Raw genomic sequence first — 8047 nt, 5'->3', positions numbered from 1 at the left:
CCAGGGGACGGCATCGAGGATGTCGGTGTTCCGCTCCTTGGCAACGAATTGGGCCAGGATCGGGACGGGCAGGCCGAACAGGCCGATCTTGAAGATCGGCGAGATGATTCGTCGGTTCAGGTCGATTGCGAGTTTCCGCCGGTCGACGTGCGGGATGTTCCGCGTAAACCAGTAACGCTCTCGACGCTTATCGTCAACCGTTGCCGCTTGGTCCAGTGGGCTTTGAACCGACGGACGCCCACGGTCGCGTTTGGCGCATAGTTGGCGGGTAACCGCGGTAAGCACCTGATGCGAGAGTCCTGCCCAGACCTCCTCGCTTTCCTGGTACGACCACGGATTGAACCAGACAAGAATCGGCAGAGGCGTAACTGCCTCCCTGATGTCGTCGTGCGGCCGCGGCCGACGAAGGTAGGCCGCGGCCGCGCGCACGGTCAACCGGCGTCCGTCGGTGATCCCGCCCGGCTCCGAACGCGGCGCCGCTGTCACGATCGACTTGATCAGCATCCGCAGCATCGAACTCTTGCCAGAGCCCCACGGTCCTTCCAGGGATACGACGGTTGGCCCCTGCTGGTCGTCATGGTGATCGTCGGTCTCACCACTGGTCAGCAGCGTCGCCAGCACCTTGACGAGCGGTGTTCGGTCGAGTCTGTCGTCGTCAGTAGGTCGGTCTCGGAATCCGAGCAGCTTCAGCGCCGCCTCGACCTCGGAGCGCAATGGAAACGGAAGGAGGTCGATCAAGGCGACTGCGGCGGCCGCGGCGGCTGTAGCGGCTGCGGCGGGGGACTCGTTGTATCCGACTGCGGCGACGCCCACCGTAGGGACTCTGGACGCGCGCAGCGCCGGCGACTCGGGCAGCCCGACCAGTATCGGGGCGGCTTCAGCTCCTGCTGATCGCGAGTTCGCCGGATGCAGATCGACCCGCGCCAGCCTGGTGTCGGGGCGCATCTCGGCGAGACGTCCAAGCGCGTCGGTCAGGGTCGTGTCAAGGACGCCGACGGCCGGCCAAGGCGCGGCCCCGACAGCCAGCCAACCGGAGCCGGACGTGGATGGGACCGGGCTGACGCGGCCCAGCACGACGACGAAGTCAGGCTGGAGCAGGTCGAGAAACGCTGGTGCGTCATGCGAACTCAGGATCGCGACGGTCGCGCCCGCAGGACGCTTACACACCGAAACGCGGCGCCCGCGGTAGCTGACCGGACGATCGGCGCCCAGTTCCGAACGAGCCGCGCCAAAGAGCTCGTCACGTTGCGCAAGAAGGACGACGAGCGGAGGCAGCGGCGGGGGAACTCGCAGGATCTCCCGGAGTCGGCTCAAAGCTGCGTGGAACTCGTCGCCACTGAGGTCGCGGGGGAAGTAGACGTCCTCGGAGCCGAAGACGCCCTCCGGCTCCTGGCGTCCGACAAGGACCGTGATCAACTGCTTTCGGCCGATGCGATGCAGCACCAGTGCCGGATGGAGCAGCGGTTCGGGCACCTTCGTCCCGCGGATCAACACGATCGCGCGCGCGTCGGCGAGCCGCTGAGCGAACCGATCGGACCACTCCGGCGTACTGTCCAGCCGTTCAATCAGGGCCGGCACGCCCTCCTCATTGAGCAGATTAGTGAAATTGCGCGCCCAGGAGATTTCGTCGTTTGGGCACAGGACGACGCACGCGGAAGCGGCTGGTGTGGCCACGAGCACTCCTCGCATCCGTGGGAGGTGGGCTAGACCCAACCGCGATCGCGTGCGCGCAGCAAGGCTTCGGCCCGATTCCTGACACCAAGCTTCACGTAGAGATCCCGCAGCAGCCGGAACATCATTCGTTCGGAGTAACCCACATGTCGTGCGAGTTCGACGACGGTGTCACCGCGCGCAAGTTGGCGGAGCCATGCCAGCTCATTGTCAGACGGTTCGTCGGTCGCTCCGGCGCCCTGCCGGCGAGCGGCGACTAGCGCCCGGATCACCTCGACCGGCAGTATGCTCCTGTCGCTCGCAGCTGCCGTGACGACGCCACGGATCTCCTCGGGGCTGGCGGCCCGGCCGATCGCCGCGACGGCGCCCGCCGTGACAGCACGCACCTGATTGTCGACCGACAACTCGGAGAGCACCGCCACCAGGATGGTCTCCGGCCGGAGCTGAGACACCTCGGCCAGCAGGTCCCAGTCACGCTCCGACTCTATAGTGATGAGAACGATCCGGCGCTCATCGCGCAGGACCCACTCGCGCAGCTCATCCGGCGCGCGCGAGTCGAAGAGGTCGAGTGCGAGCGCCGCGTCGTCGTCGAGCACCGATCGCAGTCCCTGCCGATAGATCGGCAGCGGATCCGCGATCGCCAGGCGCACGAACACCGATCTCTCCTCTCCCGCAGCTCGGACGGCCGATCTTCGCCGACATGGCACGGGTATGCCAAGGACCGGCACACCGCTGCCGGCAGCGTGCGTCACGGACACTGGCGGCATCTGGCACCTAGCGTTACAGGCCAGAGCGCCTCCCGAATGGCGGTGCAGCATGGTAAACCGCGATGGCCAGACGCCGAGAGTCTTCATCCCACTCGATCCGAGCGGCGAGGGAATTTCTTGGGTGTACGCCGAAAAGACCGGTTTGGCTAGACCCTATCCGCTTGAACTGACGGCTCCCGACGGTTCGCGATGGAAGCTGGTCCAACACGACGAGGACGGGAGCTACCTCTTCCAGCGTGAGGGGTAAAGGCGTTGGGCCGCCGCCTTGGCCTGGCGCAGGAGGCCGGGATCGGCGGGGCCGCAGCCGACCTGGTCGAGCAGCCGCAGGCTCCGTGCGACTGCGACCGGCTCCTCAGTGACACTCCGAGCCCGCTGGTACGCGTCTTCGGCTAGGGACAGGTCTGCCTCGTCATAGTGCGCTAGGAGGCACAGCACCATGCCGTACCAGTCGAAGAGCTCGAAGTTCCGGGACTCCCTCGGAACCACAGGATGGGCCTGGCTTGCCGCCGCGCGTAGGGCAGATACGGCCGTCATGGGATCATGCCTGCGGAACGCGACCAAACCGCGCAGCGCGAGCGCGCCGAGCGATCTCCGGCTGTCCGGGAAGCGGACCGCGTCGTCGGCCGCGTCCCGGGCGCCGTCGAGGTCGTTTGTGCACAAACACGCGAGCGCGAGCCGGTTGTTGGCTTCGCGTGAGAGGTAGACGTGACGTCGCCGGGCCCCGATCTCCAGCGCCGCACGGGCGTACTCCGCCGCTGCGGCGTGATCCCCCCGGTCGATCGCGAGCGTCGCCCGCGCTGTCAGGCAAAGCCCCCTGACCCCTTCGTCGGACGTGCCGGCTAGCCGCTCTGCCTCGTAGAGTGCCGCCTCAGCTTCCAGCAACCGTCCGGTGTAAGCGAAGGTGGACGCTACGTTCAGGCACAGTTCGGCCCGGACCGTCGCGGAGGCGGTTGCCTTTTCCCGGGCTCTCTCGTACTCGTGGAGTGCGTTCGCGAACTCGCCATGCTCGCTGTGGCAGAGCATGAGCCCTGTCCGGGCCTGAACCTCAAGGTCGGCCTCGTCCGCGCTAGCAATCGTGCTGAGGTACTGCTCGGTCGCGTCTTCGACGTAACCCCTGTCGAATTGATTGCCCGCCAGTTGTAGTCGGAGCCGCAATTGATGCCGGTCAGATCGCTCGTCGTCGTAGTGATCCAGCCAATCCCGGATCCCGGCCAGGGCCTGGCCGGCGCGATCGTGTTCCCCGAGCTGGCTGTAGGCGGCAGCCAGCATCGACAGGTTCGACGCCTCCCACTGTGGGCTCGACAGCTTCGACTGCACGGCGGTGCGGGCCTGGGTCAGGACGAAGCTCTGCCCCCAGACACTCAGATGGTGGTCGAGCTCGGCCATGCGTTTAACGGCCTCGTCGTACAGTTCGGCGCGCACGAGGAGATGAACCTGCCGCAAAGCTGGCTCGAGATCGTCGACCGACTCCGGTTCCGCGCCAAACAGCTCGGCGTATCGGGCGCAGCAGCGAGCCGCGAGCGCGTACAGCCACACCTCGGTCAGCGGCGACGCCAGCAGCACCTCGTTCGGCCCTGGCTGCCGGCCGTGCGGCAGGCGCGCTAGTGGAGAGGCCTCGTTCGGCACGCGCGGAAAGTGGAACCGGTCGCCGTAGCGCTGGATGAGTCGCATGTCGCTGAGCTGGTCGAGGGTGGCGGCGCTCCGGTAGCCGGGTAGGACGTCCGAGAGCACCGCGTCGACCCAAAGGGGCGACACGGGGTGCCCATACGCGGCGAGCACCTGCGCTACGCGGAGTTGAGCCCGAGTCAGCCCGTCGATTGCGAGCCCGACCAGGCACGCCGTGACCGCGACCGGGTCGCCGTACGCCATTTCGATCTCCCGCAACAGCAGCGGCACTGTCAGCGTGGGGTCGGCCCGCAGGGCCGCATAGGCCAGTTCCAACGCCCGCGGCCGGCCCGCAGCGAGCTGACTCAAACGGTCGAGGTCCGCCTCACCGGACTCCGCCAGGCCGACGAGGCGGTCGCCGTCCAACTCGCGCAGGAAGCGGATCGACTCGACCGGGCGCAGGCCGCCGAGAGGCACCTCGTCAATGTGGCCGGCACGTCGCGCGAGCGAGCGCAGATCTGGTGGCTCCGGGTCGACCAGGAGCCATTGGAGCCTGTGGTCGTCTCGGGCGAGCGTGTTGCGGACCATGCCACGAATCGCCGGGTCTACGAACCGGCGGGACTCGTCGAACAGATCGGAGGCGTTGTCGAGGATCACGAGCACGCGAAGGCCGGCAAGTGCCTTGAGCAAGCGGTCGAAGGCAGCGGCCCAGGTGAGCGACGGCTCGCGAACGACCGATACAAGGTGCGCCTCGGGAGTGCGGACGTCGCTGACCAGCGCCAATTCGCGGAGCACCATTGTGGCACTCAACGGCGCGTTGCCGTGCGCCGACAGGTACACCACGGCCACTGGTTCGTCGGTGAGCGCTTGCAGCCGGATTCGCAGCTCGCCGACCATGGCCGTCTTGCCTACTCCCGATTCGCCGCGGAGCGTTAGCAGCGTCAGCCCGGGATCCGCCAATTTGCGCGTGATCGCGTCGATGACCTCGTCACGGTCGTGGAGGCCGCCGCGGCGCGTCGGGACCGTCGTGGCATGAACGCGCGAGCCCGGACGGGCGCGATCGGCCTCGGCCTGCATCTCGAACTCCGCAAACGGGTTGTCAGGGTCCGACGCCCGGCGCTCGTGTTCGGCGATCTCGCGCTCGATCGGTGCCAGCACGCGAGCGGCCTCCAGCCGGGCACCCCAGGCGGCGAGAGCCCGGCGACACTCGTCGCGCGCCCGCGACGGCGCGGACACGTTCGCCACCCGCCGCCACAGCTCTGCCCGATCGGAGTGACTCGGCGGTAACCCAAACGTGATCGCCGGACCCCTTATCGCCACCGCCTCGTCCGGCCGGACGGCGATGACCTCCTTGCCGAGTTCCTGGGCACGCCGCGCCTCTTCTCGGCAGGACGTATCTCCGGCAGCACTCGCCGGGGTCAACAGGAACGACACCGCGTCGCAGCCACCGATGGCGGCGGGGTCCGAAACGCCGTCGCGGTCTGGGTCGGGCATCAAGGCTGGCGGGATCGCGCCGCGCCGAAACTCATCGGCCAGGCGCCGCGCGAGCGGGAGACCGTCGACACGTGAATACGCCAGGTAGAGCACCACACGATCCATCCGGCTCTCCTGCCGACGTCCGCGCGCATCAACTGCCAGGTAAGTGTGCGCGGCACTGCCTGACAGGGTCAACCCACACTGACGCACTCACCCACCTCGATCGTGCGAGACCCCTCTACACCGGATCGCCGCCGACACACACGATCGTCATTGGCTACCTAGCGGAAAGCCTTTGCCGTCTATACCGTGTTCTTCCCCTTGCTGGACAGTGGTGAATCTCAACCTGGTAGGGACACGGACGTTTCCGGAGGTGTGGCCCGAACGGATACGCCACGAGGCGTTGAGCGCGCCGCTGCGACAAGGTGGGGGCATGGATCGAGATGCGGTCGTCGACCGCCTGGCCGAGGTCGTCGGGTCCGTCGCCGTCGGGCACCCCACGCGGGTCGCTGTCGACGGGGCGCCCGCCGTCGGTAAGACCACGCTCGCCGACGAGGTCGCCGTCGTGCTGCGCGCCCGCGGTCGGCACGTCATCCGGGCGACGGTCGACGACTTCCTGTTCCCGCGTGCCCGGCGCTACGCCCGCGGCGAGTTCTCCGCCGAGGGCTGCTACCTCGACACCCACGACCACGCCGCGCTCAAGCGGATCCTGCTCGATCCCCTCGGTCCCGGCGGCGACCGCCACTACCGGCACGCCGTCTACGACCGCGCCGCCGACGCCGTGGCCTCGCCGGCCGTCGCGACCGCGCCAGAAGACGCCGTGCTGGTCTTCGACGGGGTCTTTCTCCTGCGCCCCGAACTCGTCGACCACTGGGACCTGCGCGTCTTCGTCTCGACCGCCCTCGAGAAGACCGTCGACCGGGCCGTCGTCCGCGAGCGCGCCGTGGCGTCCCGGGCCGACGTCGAGCGGCGCTGGCGGCAGCGCTACCTCCCCGCCCAACAGCTCTACGTCGACCGGGTCCGCCCGGCCGAACGCGCGCACGTCGTCGTGCACAACGACGACCCCCGGCGGCCCACCTGGGAGAGCCGCGCACACTGAACCGCAACCTGGCGCACCGGGCCCGCGTAAGAGAAGTACGAAGCGGGGAGGAGCGGTCCGTGCGGGACGCAGAGAGTTTCGACGAGTTCTACCGGACGACGTCCGGCCGGACATTGCGCTACGCGGTCGCCGTGGTCGGTGACGCCGCGGAGGCGCAGGACGCGGTCCAGGAGGCGTACGCCCGAGCCTGGCGGCGGTGGGAGACCGTCGCCGCCCACCCGGCGCCGGAGGCGTGGGTGCGGCTCGTGGTGAGCCGGCTGGCCACCGACCGCTGGCGCCGCCTCGGCGGCCTCGCGGCGGTGCTGCGCCGCACCGGCGCACCACCACCGATGCCACCACCCGGCGAGAACACGGGGCGTTGCGGGCGCTGCCCGTCAACCTCCGCAGGGCGCTGGCCCTGCACTATCTGTACGACCTGTCGATCGAGGAGATCGCGGCGGAGACCGGTGCCCCGACCGGCACGGTGAAGTCCTGGCTCGCGCGGGGACGCGAGCGTCTCGCGGCCCACCTCGACGCGGGCACCGCGGCAACCGAACTGGAGGTGCGGCGTGCGTGACGACCTGAAGAGCCGCTACGCGGCGTTGGCGTCCGAGGTGGACGGCGGCGGGCTGCCGAGCGCGGGCGACCTGCGGCGGGCCGCGGACCGGCGGTCCCGGCGCCGGGTCTCGGTCCTGGCGGGAGCCGCCGTCGCGGCGATGACCGCGGGCGGCGGCGCGGTCCTGGTGTCGAGCCCGGCGGCCACGCCACCCGCCCCACCGCCGCAGCCGACCTCGAGCCCGAGCGCCCCGACGACATCGGCGCCGACAAAGGCCACGGCCACGCCCACCACCCCGCCCGCGCGGCCGACATCCCCACCGGCCCGGCCCGTGGTCAGGTCGATCCCCGAGCGGGCGTTCCTGGACCTGCCAAGCGACATGCGCGCGGACGGCCTGTCCCGGTCTCCGACGGGCGCCGGGCTGGAGGTGCCGGCCCTGTGCGACGACCCCCTGCGCGATGACCCGGCGGCGACCGCCCGCCGCTCGTTCGAGACGCCCTACCGAGGGCCGGACGACCCCGCCGGCTCCACCCTGCGCGGCACCGTCACCCAGACGATCATCGCCTACCGTCCGGGTGGCGCGGCCGACCTGATGCGGCGCGTACGCGACGACGTGGACAGCTGCCGCACCCGGACGTCCGGCGGCCTGACCGTCACGATCAGGGCCGAGGCGGCGCCACGCTACGGGGACGAGTCGATCCAGGTGCTGGAGGAGGTCAGGGCGCCGGCGGACACCAACGGTCCGACGGAATGGGACGTCCGCGCGGTCGTCATCCGGGTCGGCGACGTCGTCACGGTGGTGATGGTCGACGGCTGGGAACGCTCACCGAGCGAGCCCGCCGACGTCCCGATCTTCGCCCGCCGCGCCGTGGAGACGATCGAGGAGTGGCGGGG

The 8047-nt window shown here is 69.5% G+C and carries 5 protein-coding genes and 1 pseudogene; 3 read left to right on the top strand and 3 right to left on the bottom strand.

From position 1 onward, the window contains the following. From Asi02nite_RS40415 to Asi02nite_RS40405, 3 genes are all read right to left on the bottom strand, one after another. On the bottom strand, window positions 1-1674 hold a 1674-nt coding region (locus Asi02nite_RS40415), incomplete at its 3' end, for a P-loop NTPase fold protein (RefSeq protein WP_203719343.1). 29 nt (window positions 1675-1703) lie between these two features. Further along, the gene (locus tag Asi02nite_RS40410; protein ID WP_203719342.1) at window positions 1704-2327 is read right to left on the bottom strand and encodes a helix-turn-helix transcriptional regulator; all 624 of its coding nucleotides are present in this window, start codon (window positions 2325-2327) and stop codon (window positions 1704-1706) included. A gap of 333 nt (window positions 2328-2660) precedes the next feature. Then, window positions 2661-5642 (bottom strand): tetratricopeptide repeat protein, encoded by a 2982-nt coding sequence (locus Asi02nite_RS40405; protein ID WP_203719341.1) that lies wholly within the window; start codon window positions 5640-5642, stop codon window positions 2661-2663. Window positions 5643-5952: 310 nt separating this feature from the next. Between Asi02nite_RS40405 and Asi02nite_RS40400 the strand changes: the two genes are divergently transcribed. The 3 genes and pseudogenes from Asi02nite_RS40400 to Asi02nite_RS40390 form a co-directional block, all read left to right on the top strand. Continuing rightward, window positions 5953-6618: a cytidylate kinase family protein gene (locus Asi02nite_RS40400; RefSeq protein ID WP_203719340.1), complete on the top strand. Its 666-nt coding sequence runs from the start codon at window positions 5953-5955 to the stop codon at window positions 6616-6618. 59 nt (window positions 6619-6677) lie between these two features. Further along, window positions 6678-7174, top strand: a pseudogene (locus Asi02nite_RS40395) (RNA polymerase sigma factor). Further along, a partial coding sequence (locus Asi02nite_RS40390) for a hypothetical protein (RefSeq protein WP_203719339.1) occupies window positions 7167-8047 on the top strand: 881 nt, incomplete at its 3' end. The pseudogene Asi02nite_RS40395 and the gene Asi02nite_RS40390, both read left to right, overlap by 8 nt.

It is taken from the genome of Asanoa siamensis, from assembly GCF_016862555.1.
Lineage (GTDB): Bacteria > Actinomycetota > Actinomycetes > Mycobacteriales > Micromonosporaceae > Asanoa > Asanoa siamensis.
This window is presented reverse-complemented; position numbering and strand designations above follow the sequence as displayed.